The following is a 14,880-nucleotide window of genomic DNA, read 5'->3' as shown; positions in this document are numbered from 1 at the left end:
TTAGACGCGTTCCAGGATCAGGGCGGTGCCCTGACCGACACCAACGCACATGGTGCAGAGCGCGTAGCGCCCGCCGGTGCGTTGCAACTGATAGGCGGCGGTCAGCACCAGACGGGCACCGGACATGCCGAGCGGATGGCCAAGGGCGATGGCGCCACCATTGGGGTTAACATGGGGGGCGTCATCGGCAATTCCAAGTTCCCGAAGGGTCGCCAGGCCTTGACTCGCAAAGGCCTCGTTCAATTCTATCACATCCATCTGTTCGATGGTCAGGCCAGTGCGGGCCAGGACCTTGCGGGTGGCGGGCACCGGGCCGATGCCCATGATACGGGGTTCAACCCCGGCGGCGGCCATGCCGACGATGCGGGCCATGGGCTTCAGCCCGTTCTTGGCGGCGGCGGCCTCGTTCGCCATCAAGATAGCGGCGGCACCATCATTGACGCCCGAGGCATTGCCGGCAGTCACTGTCAGATCAGGGCCATTGACGCCCTTCAGCTTGGCGAGTTTGTCAGCGTCTGTGCCGGGGCGGGGGTGTTCATCGGTGTCGACGATCAGCGCCTCGCCCTTGCGCTGGGGCACAGATACAGGCGTGATCTCATCGCCAAAGACACCTGCGGCATGCGCGGCGGCCCAACGGGCCTGGCTGCGGGCGGCAAAGGCATCCTGGTCGGCGCGGTTGATGCCATAATCGGCGGCGACATTATCTGCGGTCTGTGGCATCGAGTCGGTGCCATACAGCGCCTGCATTTTCTTGTTCACAAAGCGCCAGCCGATAGTGGTGTCATAAACGGCATTGGCGCGGGTAAAGGCGGATGTGGCCTTGGGCATGACAAAGGGCGCCCGGCTCATGCTTTCGACCCCGCCTGCGATGGCCATGTCATAATCGCCTGCGCGGATCCCACGGGAGGCCATGCCAACCGCATCCATGCCAGAGGCGCAGAGCCGGTTGATTGTGGTGCCGGGCACATCCACGGGCAGGCCGGCCAGCAGGGCGGCCATACGGGCCACATTGCGATTGCTTTCGCCAGCCTGGTTGGCATCGCCAAAGATCACATCATCGATGCTGGCCCAATCGACCTGCGGATTGCGGGCGGCCAGCGCGGCGATTGGCGCAGCCGCCAAATCATCGGTGCGAACCTGGGATAGGGCGCCGCCGTAGCGGCCAATGGGGGTGCGGGTGGCATCGCAGATGAATGCATCCATGGTGAGCGCGTCTCCTGATCTGTTGGCTGAATAAGCCGACCGTTGGGTCGGTGTTAAGCCTATCGCCGATTCGAGGCAAGTAAAACGTAACATTAAAATGCAATATTTGATAACTCTGTAACATGTCTGGGCTTGTGACTTAACGTCCTGAGCAGACTTTTGGATTTTTCCTTGCGCGTTGGGCGCTGTCTGCACCACGGTAAACAGAACGATCGGTCTGTTCTTGGCCGGAGCGAGACAGGATAGGAGAGAGGCGCAGATGTCACAGCAATTGCGCATTGGCGGAGCCAGTGGTTTCTGGGGTGATGCCAGCCTGGCGACACCGCAATTGCTGGCGGCTGGGGGGCTGGACTTTATCGTCTATGATTACCTGGCCGAGATCACCATGGCGATCTTGGCGCGGGCCCGGTCGCGGGATGCGACGGCGGGCTATGCCACGGATTTCATCACGTCGGCCATGGCGCCAAACCTGACCGAGATCGCCCGGCAGGGACTACGGATCATTTCTAACGCGGGCGGCGTGAACCCAGAGGCCTGCGCGGCAGCGCTGCGGGCTGAGATCAAGACGCAGGGGCTGGCCCTGCGGGTAGCGGTGATCACCGGCGATGACCTGATGGCGCAGCGCGACAAGGTCGCCGCCCGCGCTCCGGGCGATATGTTTTCTGGCGCTCCGATGCCGCCTTTGGGGCAGATTGCCAGTATCAATGCCTATCTGGGGGGCTTTCCAATTGCGCAGGCGCTGGACCGGGGGGCGGATATCGTCATCACGGGCCGCTGCGTTGACAGCGCCGTGACGTTGGGCGCGGCGATACACAACTTTGGCTGGGGGCCGCAGGATCTGGATGCCCTGGCGGGCGGCAGTCTGGCGGGCCATATTCTGGAATGTGGCCCCCAGGCCACCGGCGGCAATTTCACCGATTGGCGCGCGGTGGCGCAGGATCTTGAGAACATTGGCTATCCGATTGCCGAGATAGGCCCCGATGGCAGTTTTGATGTGACCAAACCTGCAGGCACCGGCGGTCTGGTGTCGCGCGCCACGGTGGGAGAGCAGCTGCTATATGAGATCGGCGATCCGCAGGCCTATCTCTTGCCGGATGTGGCCTGCGATTTTTCGCAGGTGCGCCTGACGCAGATTGCGCCGGACCGCTTGCGGGTGGCAGGGGCGCGCGGCACTGGCGTTCCGGCGAGCTACAAGACCTGTCTGACCTATGCGGATGGCTTTCGTACGGGGCATGTCTTCAGCTTCTACGGGTTGGAGGCCGAGGAGAAGGCGCGCCACTTTGCCGACACCGTGCTTCGGCGCTGTCGCGCGGCGCTGCGCCGGATGCAAGCGCCGGATTTCACCGATGTCAGCGTCGAGCTGCTGGGCGCGGAGAGCCAGTTTGGCGCGATGCGTCAGGCAGGCCCGCAGCGCGAGGTCGTGGCCAAGATCGCCGTGCGCCACCCAGATGCCCGCGCCGTTGCCCTGTTCCTGAAAGAGGCCACTGGGCTGGGCCTGGCGACGCCTCCGGGGCTGAGCGGCTTTGCCGGGGCGCGGCCAAAACCGACGCCGGTGCTGGCATTGTTTTCCTACCTGACGCCCAAGGATCAGGTCGCTGTGCGGGTGTCGGATGACTTTGGCGCAATTGACTATGTTGCCCAGCCCGGCCCGGCGGTTGTTGCCCCGGCTCGACCATCCCCCCCTGTGACCCCACAGGCCGACCGGCTGTGCGAGGTGCCACTGATTGATCTGGCCTGGGCGCGCAGTGGCGACAAGGGCGATATCGCCAATATCGGTGTGCTGGCCCGCGACCCCGGCCTGATGCCCTGGATCTGGGCGGCGCTGACGCCTGCGCATCTGCGGCGGGTTTTTGGCCACTTTTTACAAGAGAGCGACGCGGTAGAGCAGGCCGCGATTGAACGCTTCTACCTGCCGGAGTGCTTTGCGATGAACATAGTGCTGCATGGGGCGCTGGGTGGTGGCGGGACCTCGTCGCTGCGCAATGACCCGCAGGCCAAGGGCTATGCCCAGCTCTTGCTTGCTGCCCCGGTTTTGGTGGATGCTGATCTTCTGGAACGACTGCGGGGGCAGGGCTGATGGTGTTTGACTATCGCCTGGTGCAACAGGCCCTGCCTGCGGCTCGCCGCTCTGCTCTGGCTTATGCAATAAGGACCCTTCGATGACGGCGTTTCACAGCAAGATCAACCCCTCCAGTGACAGCTTTACCCGCAACCGCGCCGAGATGCTGGCACTGGTTGACCGGATGCGCGCCCTTGAGGCCCGCGCCGCTGCCAAATCAGAGGAACGCCGCCCGGTCTTTGACAAACGCGGCCAGCTGTCGCCGCGTGAACGCCTGGCGGCGCTGCTGGATCCGGGTCTGCCCTTTGTCGAACTCTACAATATGGCCTCTTATCTGGTGGATGACCCCGATCCAGAGAGCTCGATCCCCGGTGCCTCTATCATACTGGGGATAGGCTATGTCTCTGGGGTGCGCTGTCTGGTTTTTGTTGATGATGCGGGCATCAATGCCGGGGCGATGACGGGAAAGTCGGTGGACAAGGCGCTGGGGGCGATAGATATCGCGCTGAAGCAAAAGCTGCCCTTTGTGCATCTGGTCGAAAGCGCCGGGGCCGATCTGATGCGCTACACGGTTGAACTCTGGGCGCATGGCGGGGGCATGTTTGCCGGTCTGGCGCGGCTGTCGGCGGCGGGCAATCCGGTTATCACGGTGCTGCATGGTGCCTCAACCGCTGGCGGTGCCTATCAGCCGGGGCTATCGGACTATGTGATCGGGGTGAAGGGCAACGGCATGGCGATGCTGGCAGGGGCGGCCCTGGTACAGGCGGCAACGGGTGAAGTGGCCAGTGACGTCGAACTGGGCGGTGCCGAGATGCATGCAGAGGTCACGGGCCTGGTGGAATACCTGGCCGAAGATGATGCCCATGGGCTGGAAATTGCCCGTGATGTGGTGGCGGGACTGGGCTGGCAAAACTGCGCTGCGCCCGCCGTCGCCTATGATCCGCCCCAATATGACAGCGAAGAGCTGGCCGGGGCCATCCCGGCGGACTACCGCAAACCCTATGACATGCGTGAACTGGCGGCGCGGCTGGTGGATGGGTCTGTGTTGCGGGATTTCAAGCCCGGCTACGGCGCGGCGCTGGTCTGCCTGCAGGCGCATATAATGGGGCAGCCAGTGGGCATTCTGGGCAACAATGGCCCGATTGACCCGGATGGTGCCACCAAGGCAACGCATTTTCTGCAACTGATGGATCAGGCGGGCACGCCAGTAATTTTCCTGGGCAATACCACCGGCTATATGGTGGGCAGCGCCTATGAGCGCGGGGGCATGATCAAACATGGATCAAAAATGATCCAGGCGGTGACCAACCTGCGGGTGCCCAAGATCTCGCTTTATACCGGGGCCAGTTTTGGCGCTGGCAACTACGGTATGTGTGGCCATGCCTTTGGCGCGGATTTCCTGTTCACCTGGCCAAATGCCATGACGGGCGTGATGGGTGGGGCGCAGGCCGCGCTGACCATGGAACAGGTGGCGCGCCGCACCGCCGAGCGCAAAGGCGTCGCGGTGGATGAAGCCCGCCTGGCCAAGCAGCGCGCGGGTATCACCGCCCATTTTGATGGCCAGTCGGATGCGTTTTTCACTTCGGGGCGGATGCTGGATATGGGGATGATCGACCCACGCGACAGTCGGGCGGTCATCGGCTTTTGTCTGGCCACCTGCCAAGAGGCGCGCCGCCGTGATCTGAACCCCAATGCCTTTGGCGTTGGGCGGGCCTGAGGGGGGCGCAGTTATGACAGATTTCACATCAATCCTGGTGGCCAACCGGGGGGAAATTGCCCTGCGCATCATGCGGACCGCGCGCCAGCTGGGGCTGACCTGCATTGCAATCTATACCGAGGCCGATGCCGATGCCCCGCATGTGGCGTTTGCCGATCGGGCGATCTGCATTGGCGCTGGGCCGGTGGCGGATAGCTATCTCGATATGGGCAAAATCCTGCAGGCTGCGCAGGATAGCGGTGCAAAGGCGCTGCATCCTGGCTATGGGTTCCTGTCTGAAAATGCCGATTTCGCCGCCGCCTGCTGCAAGGCCGGGTTGGTCTTTATTGGCCCCAGCGCCACTGCCATTGCACTGATGGGCAACAAGGCAGAAGCCAAGCGGCAGATGGCCAAGGCCGAGGTCCCCTGCCTGCCGGGCTATGAGGGGGCGGACCAGTCGCTGGGTCGGCTGCAGGCAGAGGCGGTGGCGATTGGCTATCCGGTGATGATCAAGGCAGCAGCCGGGGGCGGCGGTCGGGGCATGCGTCTGGTGCGAGACCCCGCTGAGTTTGCCGCAGCGCTGGAACTGGCCAAAAGCGAGGCCCTGTCTGGATTTGGCTCGGATGAGATGATCCTGGAAAAGGCCCTGCTGCGGCCGCGCCATGTAGAGGTGCAGATCTTTGCCGATGCCACCGGCCATACCATCCACCTGGCAGAGCGGGACTGTTCCGTGCAGCGCCGCCACCAGAAGGTAGTCGAAGAGGCCCCCTGTCCGGTGGTGACACCTGCACTGCGTGCAAAGATGGGGGCAGCCGCCGTCGCGGCGGCACGGGCCATTGGCTATCTGGGGGCGGGGACGGTTGAATTCTTGCTGGATGACAGTGGTGATTTCTACTTTCTTGAAATGAACACTCGCCTGCAGGTGGAACATCCGGTTACGGAAATGATCACCGGGCTGGATCTGGTGGCGCTGCAGATCAGCGTGGCCAGGGGGCAGGCTCTGGGCTTGCAGCAAGACGACATTACCCTGAACGGCCATGCCATCGAGGTGCGGCTATATGCTGAAGATCCGGCGCAGGGGTTCTTGCCGCAATCCGGGCGGGTTCGTGACTGGCAACCGCCGGTGGGGCCGGGGATCCGGGTGGATTCCGGGATCCGCGCGGGGCAAGAGGTCGGCGCCTTTTATGACCCTATGCTGGCCAAGGTGGTGGCCCATGGTGCGACGCGGGATCAGGCGTTGCAGCGGTTGGTGGCTGCCCTGCGCCAGACGGTGCTGTTCGGGCCTGCCTGCAATCGTGATTTCCTGCTTGCGGTGCTGTCGCATGAGGCCTTCGTCGGCGGCAGGGCGACAACGGGCTTTATTGTGGATCATTTCGACCCGGTGCCACCAGTGCAAAACCTCAGTGCGGATCTGGCGCTGGCGGCTGCGCTTATCTATCAGACCGAACGGGGGCGACGGGCCGAGCAGACCCAGACGCCGACCGAGCTGATAGGCTGGTCCAGTCAGGGGCGCGATCTGGGCGGCTTGCAGATGCGCATGCTGCTAGAGGTGGCAGGGACTGGCAGCGCCCCGGTGCTGGCTTTGCTGCGCCAAAGCGGCACGGGCATTGAAATCAATCTGGGCGGCACCCGGCATTTTGTGCAGGGCGATACCGGGCACAACGCGCCCCTGCGCGTGGATGGCAATTTGGTTGATCTTCGATGCCACCAGCTGATCGGGCAGGATTTGTTTCTGGCCACGGGGGATCGCCTGTTGCAGGTGACGCGGCTGCGCGCGGGCAGGTCGGCCCAAGCGGCGGCAGGCGGCGGGGCGCATCAGGCGCCAATGCCGGGCAATCTGCGCGCGCTGTATGTCGCGGCGGGGGATGTGGTCGTCTTGGGGCAATCCTTGGCGGTGCTGGAGGCAATGAAGATGCAGCACGAAATTCTGGCGGATGTCGCGGGCACCGTGACCCAGATTGCCTGTGCGGTTGGCGGGCAGGTCAAGGCCGGGGATCTCTTGGTTGAAATCCAGCCGGATATCACCGGCGAGGGGCCGTAAACCGGCGCGGGACATCACACAGAACTGAGACAATCGCGCGGGCAATCCGGCGGCGGAATAGGGGCATATGATTTTTGTTTTGGCCTCGCCTTTTTGCTTCACCTGTTCAATAGTTGTGACATAGGCAAGAGGAGGCCCGCGATGAACATTCTCTATATTATGTTTGACCAGCTGCGGTTTGACTACCTGAGCTGCGCAGGCCATCCGCATCTGCAGACCCCGCATATTGACGCCATGGCGGCCAAGGGCGTGCGCTTTACCCGCGCCTATGTGCAATCGCCCACCTGCGGCTCTTCGCGCATGTCGAGCTATACCGGACGCTATCCGTCCAGCCACGGAGTGCAGTTCAATTCCTACCCCCTGAAGGTTGGCGAATGGACCATGGGGGACCATCTGCGCAACATCGGCATGAGCTGCAGCCTGATCGGCAAGACCCATATGGTGGCGGATGCCGTGGGAATGGAACGGCTGGGCCTGGCACCGGACAGCGTGATCGGGGTACGGCAAAGCGAATGCGGGTTTGACCCCTATGTGCGCGATGATGGGCTCTGGGCAGAGGGGGTGGCGGGATTTTATGACCCCAAGCGCAGCCCCTATAACGAATATCTGAAACAGCGGGGCTATCCCGGCGACAACCCCTGGAATGATTTTGCCAATGCCGGCATCACGCCGGGCGCGGCGGGGGATGAGCTTGCCTCGGGGTGGTTCATGGTCAATGCCGACAAGCCGGCAAATATTGCCGAAGAGGATAGCGAAACGCCCTGGCTGACCAGCAAGGCGATAGAGTTCATGGAAGACCAGCGCGCCAACGGGACCGGGCCCTGGTGCGCGCATCTGAGCTATATCAAACCGCATTGGCCCTATATTGTTCCCGCCCCCTATCATGACATGTATGGCCCCGAGGATGTGCTGTCGGCCGTGCGCTCTGAGGCCGAGCGCGAGGGGGCACATCCGGTTTTTTCTGGTATGATGAACAATCCGATCGGCAAAAGTTTCAGCCGCGAAGAGGTGCGCCGGAAGGTGATCCCAGCCTATATGGGGCTGATCAAACAGGCGGATGATCAAATGGGCAGGCTGTTTGCCTATCTGGAAGAAACCGGACGGATGCGTGACACCATGGTGGTGATTACGTCGGATCACGGCGATTATCTGGGCGATCACTGGCTGGGCGAAAAGAACCTTTTCCACGAGCCTTCGATCAAGGTGCCGCTGATTGTCTATGATCCGCGTGCCGCCGCCGATGTGACGCGGGGCAGTACCTGTGACGCCCTGGTTGAAGCCATTGATCTTGCGCCAACCTTTCTCGATTTTGCCGGTGGGGCACCGTTGGGGCATATCCTGGAGGGGCATTCGCTGGTGCCCTGGCTGCATGGGGCCGAGCCGGACTGGCGCGATCATGCGGTGGCAGAGTTCGACTATTCCACCATGCCACTCTGTGCCAAGCTTGGGTTGCAGCCGAAAGATGCCCGGCTGTTCATGGTGACCGATGCGCGCTGGAAATTCATGCATGCCGAAGGCGGGCTGCCGCCGATGTTGTTTGATCTGCAGGAAGACCCCGATGAACTGGTCGATTTGGGGCAAAGCCCGCAGCACGATGATGTCATCTCACTGATGTATGATCGCTTGCGGCATTGGGGGCTGCGTATGTCGCAGCGCACCACCATTTCCGATGATCAGATCGAAGCCGGGCGCGGACAGTCTGCGGCAAAGGGGATCTTGCTTGGGGTGTATGAGGCCGACGAGGTCGCGCCCGAGTTGACCCGGAACATTCGTGGCCCGGTTCCGCATCGCAGCAGCTAAAGACGCCCGATATGACAGGCAACGTTGCCCCTCCGGGTGCTTTGTTGCCATGGTCGGTGCGGGGCCTTAATGTGCGGGCGAATTTGGCAACAGACAAGACAGGATGCTGGGCAGTGGCAGGGCAGACCGAAGGGCTATTGAACGCGATCCTTGAGGATATCGATGCAGGGGCGCTTAATCCTGGCGACCTGCTGGATGAGGCGGGGCTGGCCGCGCGTCATAACGTGTCTCGTACCCCAATCCGCGAAGCCCTGATCCAGCTGGAAGCGGCGGGTCTGATCCGGCGCCAGCCGCGCAAGGGGGCGGTGCTGTTCAAGCCGACACTGGAAGAGTTTCTGGCGATCCTTGAAGTGCACGCAAGCCTGGAGGGCCAGGCGGCAGGGCTGGCTGCGCGGCGCATGCCCCCCGATCAGGCCCGGGCGCTGGAACAGGCAGTGCGGGCCTGTGAAACCCATGCGGACAGAAAGGGCGATGGCGATCCCAATGGCTATTACCAGCTGAACCTGCAGTTTCATGCGGCAGTGGCCATGGGGGCGGGCAATCCGTTTCTGTTGGAGATGATCAAGACCAATGCGCGCAAGCTGATGGCCTATTATCGGGCGCGCTATCAGTATCCGGGGTCGATTGCGCAATCTGCCCGCGAACATCGCGAGATTGCCGAGCTGATATTTGCCCATGACCGCAGTGCGGCGCGGGCCAAGATGGCAGAGCATGTGCAGTTTGATCAGGTCACGGTGATGGATCTATTGGCGGCGCTTGGCTAGGCGGCAGTCACGTAGGCGCGTTGCGCCGTTTCTAGGCCTCCGGCGGAGGTATTTAGGGTAAGATGAAATCTGCCGGGGCCGTGGCGTGGGTCGCAGCGCGGCCGATCTGGTCAACCAGCTTCGTCAAAAAACTGGGCCAGGCTCTGTGCGAAGAGCCCCTGATCTGCCTGTTGGCGCAGGCTGTCCTTGGCCTGGGCGTAGGCGGCGGTGCCAAGGCTGGGGCGCATTTCTTCGGTCAGGGCGGTGATGAAATCATGGCTCATCTCGGGGTGGTGTTGGCTGGTCCAGATATGGTTGCCTATGCAAAACCCTGCATTCAGCCCTCTGCTTTTTGCGGTTTCAATTGCATCGTCGGGCAGCCGGGCGACATATTCGCTGTGAGAGCCGTAGAGGGCAAAATCTGCGGGAAGCTTTCGTGCCCAGGCGGGGCGGGTCTGCATATGATTCCGGATGAGCCCATGTACCCAGCCATCGGGGTTTTGCGCCACCTGGCCGCCAAGCGCCAGCGCGATGGCCTGATGGCCAAAGCAGGCACCGAACAGAGGCAGCTTTTGTGCGTGCATGTTCTGTATCAATGTCAGGAGTGGATCGATCCAAGGCAGGCCGCTACGGGTTGAGGCGGGGCTGCCTGTGATCATCACGCCATCAAACGCCTGCAGATCTGCCGGAAAATCGCCGGCATGAATTTGAAAGGCGCTGCAGAGCCAATCCGGGCGCGCCATTTGAATGAGATGGGTGAACTTCTCTTCATCAAGGGGGTGCTTTGCGGCAAAGCTGCTCTTGTCAGTATTTGTGACCAGAATGGCTAAGTGCATGAAATTTCTCATTAGATTTGTATTTACATATTTATGATCACCAATAGTATACATAATAGAGATATTCGGGAAGCCCAATATGACCATCTGGACACCACAGGACGACGGCTATGCTGATCTCAGCAGTCATGACAGTTTTGCCCATGGCGCGCCGCACAACACCTTTGCCCGGCTGCGGCGCCACGATCCGATACATTGGACCCAGTATCCTGGCGGGGAAAATTTCTGGTCGGTGACCCGCTATGAGGACATCACCCGGATGAACAAGAACACGGAGGTATTTTCCTCGGCGCGCGGGATCCGCATGGAGGATCAGAGCTATGAGGAATATCTGGCGCGGCGGACCTTTCAGGAAACCGATCCGCCAGAACATTCGCAGGTGCGCATGAAGCTGATGAAGGCGTTTTCCAAGACCAGCATGGCGCAGTATGAGCAGGAAATTCGCGATATCTGCGCCGAAATACTGGATCCGGTTCTGGAACTGGGGGAGTTTGATGCCACCAAGCAGATTGCCCGCACCCTGCCGATGCGGATGCTGGGGCGGGTGGTTGGTCTGCCCGAGACCGATTTGCCCTGGTTGGTGGAAAAAGGCGACGCGCTGATTGCCAATACAGATCCGGATTTCACGGCCCATGTGATGGACAAGCTGGAAACCGACGCGTTTCGGTTAATGCCTTTCAATTCCCCGGCCGGGGCGGAGCTGTATCTTTACGCCAAACAGTTGATGGCCGACAAAGCCAAAGCGGGCGATACCGCCGGTGTGCTGAACATGATCCTGCAGCCGGCCAAGGATGGCTCGGTCATTTCCGAGACGGAGTTTCGTAACTTTTTCTGTCTTTTGGTGGCGGCGGGCAATGACACCACGCGCTATTCCATTGCGGCGGGCATACAGGCGCTGTGTCACCAGCCCGAGCTGTTGGCGCAGATGCAGGCGGGGGGTGCCGTCTGGGATACGGCAGCGGATGAGATCATTCGCTGGGCCACCCCGGCAATCTATTTTCGTCGCACCGCAACACGCGATATCAAGGTGCACGACAAGCTGATCCGCGAAGGGGATAAGGTGCTGTATTGGTTTGCTTCGGCCAATCGGGATGACAGCTATTTTGACGATCCTTTTCGGGTCAACCTGATGCGCAGCCCCAACCGGCATCTTTCTTTTGGCCAGTTTGGCCCGCATGTCTGCCTGGGCATGTGGTTGGCGAGGCTGGAGGTGACGGTGCTGTTTCAAGAACTGGCCAAGCGCATCAGCCACATCGAGGCTGCCGGACCGCATAAGTTTCTGCGATCAAATTTTGTCGGCGGCATAAAAGAGCTGCCGGTGCGTGTGACACGGTGCTCGCGCCGCATCTACCAGGATGGGTGAAAATAATCGTCCCCGCGCGACACTAAATATGTTAAGTAATGCCATGTTTCTGAAACCGGAGCTGCTCTTTGTTCCAAGAAGACGACAAGCTGAAAGAGATTAGACACAGCCACCTCTGCAGATTGACCAACCTGGAAGGATCAATGCCATGAAGACCCGCTTGCGCGCGATGTTCTGCGACCACCTTAGCATCATGCGGGGGAAGTATCTGCCAGCGGCCAAAATTGGCAATGATGACACCCGGTTTTGCCGTTCAGTTTTTGGCACACACTATGATCGCGATCTGTTGGATGCGCCGGGGGCGATGGTCAAACAGGGCATGCCGGATATGGAGCTGCGCTGGCAGCATGACGATATTCGCAACAGCTGGCATGCCAATACCAATGTCGTGCTGGGCGATTTGTTTGATGTAGATGGGGTGCCGTTGTCCCTGTGCCCGCGCGGGGCGCTGAAGCGGGCTGTTGCGGGCTGGCAGGCGCGCGGCCTGCAGCCCAAGGTGGGTATCGAGCTGGAAGCCTATGCGCTGCAGGCGGATGAGCGAGGCCGCTTGATGCCCTATGACGCGCCGGGGGGCGTGGTCTACGGTACCGGGCCATTTGCCGATCCGTTGCGGTTTAACGACCGGATTTGGGCGATGGCGGATGAGATGGGTTTTTCGCTGGATATGATCACGGCAGAGTTTGACTCGCCGCAGTTTGAATACACCCTGACCTTTGATGATGCGGTGAAGGCAGTGGACGATATCGTGCTGTTCCGCCTGATGGCGCGAGAGATCGCGCTGGAATATGGGATCGTCCTGACCTTCATGCCCAAGCCCGTGCCCGAGGCCGGCGGCTCTGGTATGCATATCAACTATTCCTTCGTGAACGAGGTGGGCGGCAATGCGCTGTCCTCGGGGCCGCGCGGCGGGCCAGAGCATATGAACGATCTGGCGCGGGGCTGCCTGGCGGGTGTCGTGCATCACCATAAGGGGCTGGCGGGGCTGATCGCGCCCACCGCCAACAGCTATATGCGACTGCAGCCGGGGTCTCTGTCGGGGTATTGGCAGAATTGGGGGGGGGATCATCGCAATGTCACCACTCGGATCAGCTCTGAAGGGGGGAGCAAGGCGCGGCTGGAGCATCGCATGGCGGATGCGTCTGCCAATCCATATACCGCGGTTGCTGCGGTATTGCAGGCCTCTTTGTTGGGGGTGGAGCAAGGCTATGCACTGCCTGCGATGGAGACAGGAGATGGTTTTGATCGGACGGATGCGCGCGACGGCACAGCGATTGACCTGAAAGGCGCAGTGGCTGATTTGGAGCGCGACCATGCTCTGTGCGAGGCGGTGGGGAGCGATCTGGTTGCCAACCACGTCTTTATGAAGCGCAAGGAAGCGCGCAAGACCCGCGATCTGGAGGGCGATGGGATGCGCGATTTCTATGTGCATTTCGTTTGACTTTCTGACCTAAGGTCAAGTCGCTGTTCAAGACGGCAAGCGATACCGGTGGATGCTGCGATAGCGCCGCCTCTGCCATATCACGGTGCCGCGCCGCGTGAGCGGCGCTATGAGAGGCAGCGGGCCCGAAGCATATGCTTCGGGCCCGCCATGGTATTCGGTGGCAGCCTCCCTTCGGTCGGCTGCGGTTGCGTCCTGGGCCGGTGCTTGGGCCATTTGCCTGCGCTATCGTGTGGGTTGCTGGCGTGATAGCGGCTGCATTTGGTCGGGGCAAATCGCTGCCCGCGCCAAATTCAGTCTTTGATCAACTGACCGCAGCAAAACCCGCGTCGAGAGCAGCAAGGATGCCGGTGACGTCCTGCGTACTAAGGACCAGGGGGGGCGACAGGATGATATTGGGGCCAGAGACCCGCACCATGGCACCGTTCTGATAGGTGACCTCCTGCAGCCTGGCGAGGGTCTTTTTGTCGGCGGCCGATTTGGTGTTGCGATCTGCGACCAGCTCCATTGCGCACATCAGCCCGTGGCCACCGCGCACATCGCCAATCAGCGGGTATTTTTGTTGCAGGGCCTGTAGCCCTTGGTGCAGCTCCTGCCCACGAGCGGCGGCGTTTTCTGGCACATTCAGGCGCTGGGTTTCCTGCAGGCAGGCCAGGGCTGCGGCCGCGCCCACGGGGTGGCCGGAATAGGTGTAGCCATGGCCAATAGCGGCGCGGCCTGTTTCGTCCTGTTCAAACACTTCGGCCACCTGATCCGCGATCATCACCGCGCCAAAGGGAAAATAGCCATTGGTGATCGCCTTGGCGGTACACATGAAATCTGGCTGCACCCCCCAGTGGCGCGATCCGCTCCAGGATCCGGTGCGGCCAAAGGCGGTGATCACCTCATCCGCGATCAACAGGATGCCGTATTTGTCGCAAATTTCACGCACGCCGGGCATGAAGCTTGCATGGGGGGGGATCACCCCGCCGGCGCCCAGGATTGGCTCCATGATGAAGGCGGCGATGGTGCCAGCCCCCTGAAAGGCGATCTCGTCCTCCAGCGCTTGCAGGCAGAGCTGGGCCAGGCGCTCGGGGTCGCTTTCGTTGAAGGGATTGCGGTAGGTATAGGGCGCGGGGATGTGATGGCAGCCCGGCAAGAGTGGTTCATACTGGGTGCGGAAGTTGGCATTGCCATTGACCGAAGCCCCGCCCATGTGGGTGCCGTGGTAGCCCTTTTTCAGGCTGAGGAATTTGGTGCGCGCAGCCTCGCTGCGGATCTTGTGATACTGCCGCGCCAGGCGCAGGGCGGTTTCGACGGAATCAGATCCCCCCGAGGTAAAGAATGCCCGGCTGAGCCCATCCGGGGCAAAGAAGGTGCGCAACTCTTCCGCCAGTTGGATCACCTGATCATTGCTGGTGCCGCGAAAGGTTGAATAATAGGGCAGCACATCCAGCTGCGCGGCGATGGCATCTTTGACGGGCTGGCAGGAAAACCCAAGGTTGACGTTCCACAGCCCCCCCACTGCGTCAATGACTTCGTGGCCATCGACGTCGCGGATCCGCACACCGCTGGCCCCGGTGATGATCGTTGGCGGATTGGCCAGGCTGTCGGCTGGATGCGCCATCGGATGCCATAGCGATTTTGCATTGTGTTCTTTGAGGAAATTGGAATCTTTCATCTGGTAAACTCCTGATCAGGTCCGGAGAGGACCGGGGGTAT

Annotated in this window: 10 protein-coding genes; 7 read left to right on the top strand and 3 right to left on the bottom strand. The window is 61.3% G+C overall.

All coding sequences use genetic code 11. The annotated features are described in order from the left end of the window. Complete coding sequence (pcaF, locus tag ACN0VH_RS08810; protein WP_278923188.1) at positions 1–1,203, bottom strand: 3-oxoadipyl-CoA thiolase; 1,203 nt, start codon at positions 1,201–1,203, stop codon at positions 1–3. A 259-nt stretch (positions 1,204–1,462) separates the two neighbouring features. Here pcaF and ACN0VH_RS08805 point away from each other — a divergent pair, with 259 nt between their 5' ends. The 5 genes from ACN0VH_RS08805 (at position 1,463) to ACN0VH_RS08785 (ending at position 9,563) form a co-directional block, all read left to right on the top strand. Further along, positions 1,463–3,280 carry an acyclic terpene utilization AtuA family protein gene (locus ACN0VH_RS08805; RefSeq protein WP_417700386.1) on the top strand — a complete coding sequence of 606 codons (1,818 nt, stop codon included), beginning with the start codon at positions 1,463–1,465 and terminating at the stop codon, positions 3,278–3,280. Positions 3,281–3,362: 82 nt separating this feature from the next. Continuing rightward, positions 3,363–4,979, top strand: a complete 1,617-nt coding sequence (locus tag ACN0VH_RS08800; RefSeq protein WP_417700385.1) for an acyl-CoA carboxylase subunit beta — start codon at positions 3,363–3,365, stop codon at positions 4,977–4,979. Positions 4,980–4,992: 13 nt separating this feature from the next. Next, the gene (locus tag ACN0VH_RS08795; RefSeq protein WP_417700384.1) at positions 4,993–6,999 is read left to right on the top strand and encodes an acetyl/propionyl/methylcrotonyl-CoA carboxylase subunit alpha; all 2,007 of its coding nucleotides are present in this window, start codon (positions 4,993–4,995) and stop codon (positions 6,997–6,999) included. A gap of 141 nt (positions 7,000–7,140) precedes the next feature. Further along, the gene (locus tag ACN0VH_RS08790; RefSeq protein ID WP_417700383.1) at positions 7,141–8,799 is read left to right on the top strand and encodes a sulfatase-like hydrolase/transferase; all 1,659 of its coding nucleotides are present in this window, start codon (positions 7,141–7,143) and stop codon (positions 8,797–8,799) included. 113 nt (positions 8,800–8,912) lie between these two features. Continuing rightward, entirely contained in the window at positions 8,913–9,563 is a 651-nt protein-coding gene (locus tag ACN0VH_RS08785) for a GntR family transcriptional regulator (protein ID WP_278923183.1), read from the top strand. Between the two features lie 110 nt (positions 9,564–9,673). Here the strand turns inward: ACN0VH_RS08785 and ACN0VH_RS08780 are convergent, their stop codons facing one another. Beyond that, complete coding sequence (locus ACN0VH_RS08780) at positions 9,674–10,378, bottom strand: type 1 glutamine amidotransferase (protein ID WP_417700382.1); 705 nt, start codon at positions 10,376–10,378, stop codon at positions 9,674–9,676. 79 nt (positions 10,379–10,457) lie between these two features. Here ACN0VH_RS08780 and ACN0VH_RS08775 point away from each other — a divergent pair, with 79 nt between their 5' ends. Both ACN0VH_RS08775 and ACN0VH_RS08770 read left to right on the top strand, forming a co-directional pair. Continuing rightward, a complete protein-coding gene (locus tag ACN0VH_RS08775) occupies positions 10,458–11,741 on the top strand; it encodes a cytochrome P450 (RefSeq protein WP_417700381.1) in 1,284 nt (427 codons plus the stop codon). A 148-nt stretch (positions 11,742–11,889) separates the two neighbouring features. Next, positions 11,890–13,179, top strand: a complete 1,290-nt coding sequence (locus ACN0VH_RS08770) for a type I glutamate--ammonia ligase (protein WP_278923180.1) — start codon at positions 11,890–11,892, stop codon at positions 13,177–13,179. Positions 13,180–13,483: 304 nt separating this feature from the next. Here the strand turns inward: ACN0VH_RS08770 and ACN0VH_RS08765 are convergent, their stop codons facing one another. Beyond that, positions 13,484–14,839, bottom strand: a complete 1,356-nt coding sequence (locus ACN0VH_RS08765) for an aspartate aminotransferase family protein (RefSeq protein WP_417700379.1) — start codon at positions 14,837–14,839, stop codon at positions 13,484–13,486. Positions 14,840–14,880: the final 41 nt, after the last annotated feature.

Source organism: Pseudophaeobacter sp. (assembly GCF_048267565.1).
Taxonomy (GTDB): Bacteria; Pseudomonadota; Alphaproteobacteria; order Rhodobacterales; family Rhodobacteraceae; genus Pseudophaeobacter; species Pseudophaeobacter profundi.
The sequence above is the reverse complement of the archived record's forward strand: the minus strand, read 5'-3'. Positions and strand labels throughout refer to the sequence as shown.

Bases quoted from the DNA above. Each gene is read 5' to 3' on its own strand.
- pcaF (WP_278923188.1), bottom strand. From the start codon at position 1,203: ATGGATGCATTCATCTGCGATGCCACCCGCACCCCCATTGGCCGCTAC.
- ACN0VH_RS08805 (WP_417700386.1), top strand. From the start codon at position 1,463: ATGTCACAGCAATTGCGCATTGGCGGAGCCAGTGGTTTCTGGGGTGAT.
- ACN0VH_RS08800 (WP_417700385.1), top strand. From the start codon at position 3,363: ATGACGGCGTTTCACAGCAAGATCAACCCCTCCAGTGACAGCTTTACC.
- ACN0VH_RS08795 (WP_417700384.1), top strand. From the start codon at position 4,993: ATGACAGATTTCACATCAATCCTGGTGGCCAACCGGGGGGAAATTGCC.
- ACN0VH_RS08790 (WP_417700383.1), top strand. From the start codon at position 7,141: ATGAACATTCTCTATATTATGTTTGACCAGCTGCGGTTTGACTACCTG.
- ACN0VH_RS08780 (WP_417700382.1), bottom strand. From the start codon at position 10,378: ATGCACTTAGCCATTCTGGTCACAAATACTGACAAGAGCAGCTTTGCC.
- ACN0VH_RS08775 (WP_417700381.1), top strand. From the start codon at position 10,458: ATGACCATCTGGACACCACAGGACGACGGCTATGCTGATCTCAGCAGT.
- ACN0VH_RS08770 (WP_278923180.1), top strand. From the start codon at position 11,890: ATGAAGACCCGCTTGCGCGCGATGTTCTGCGACCACCTTAGCATCATG.
- ACN0VH_RS08765 (WP_417700379.1), bottom strand. From the start codon at position 14,839: ATGAAAGATTCCAATTTCCTCAAAGAACACAATGCAAAATCGCTATGG.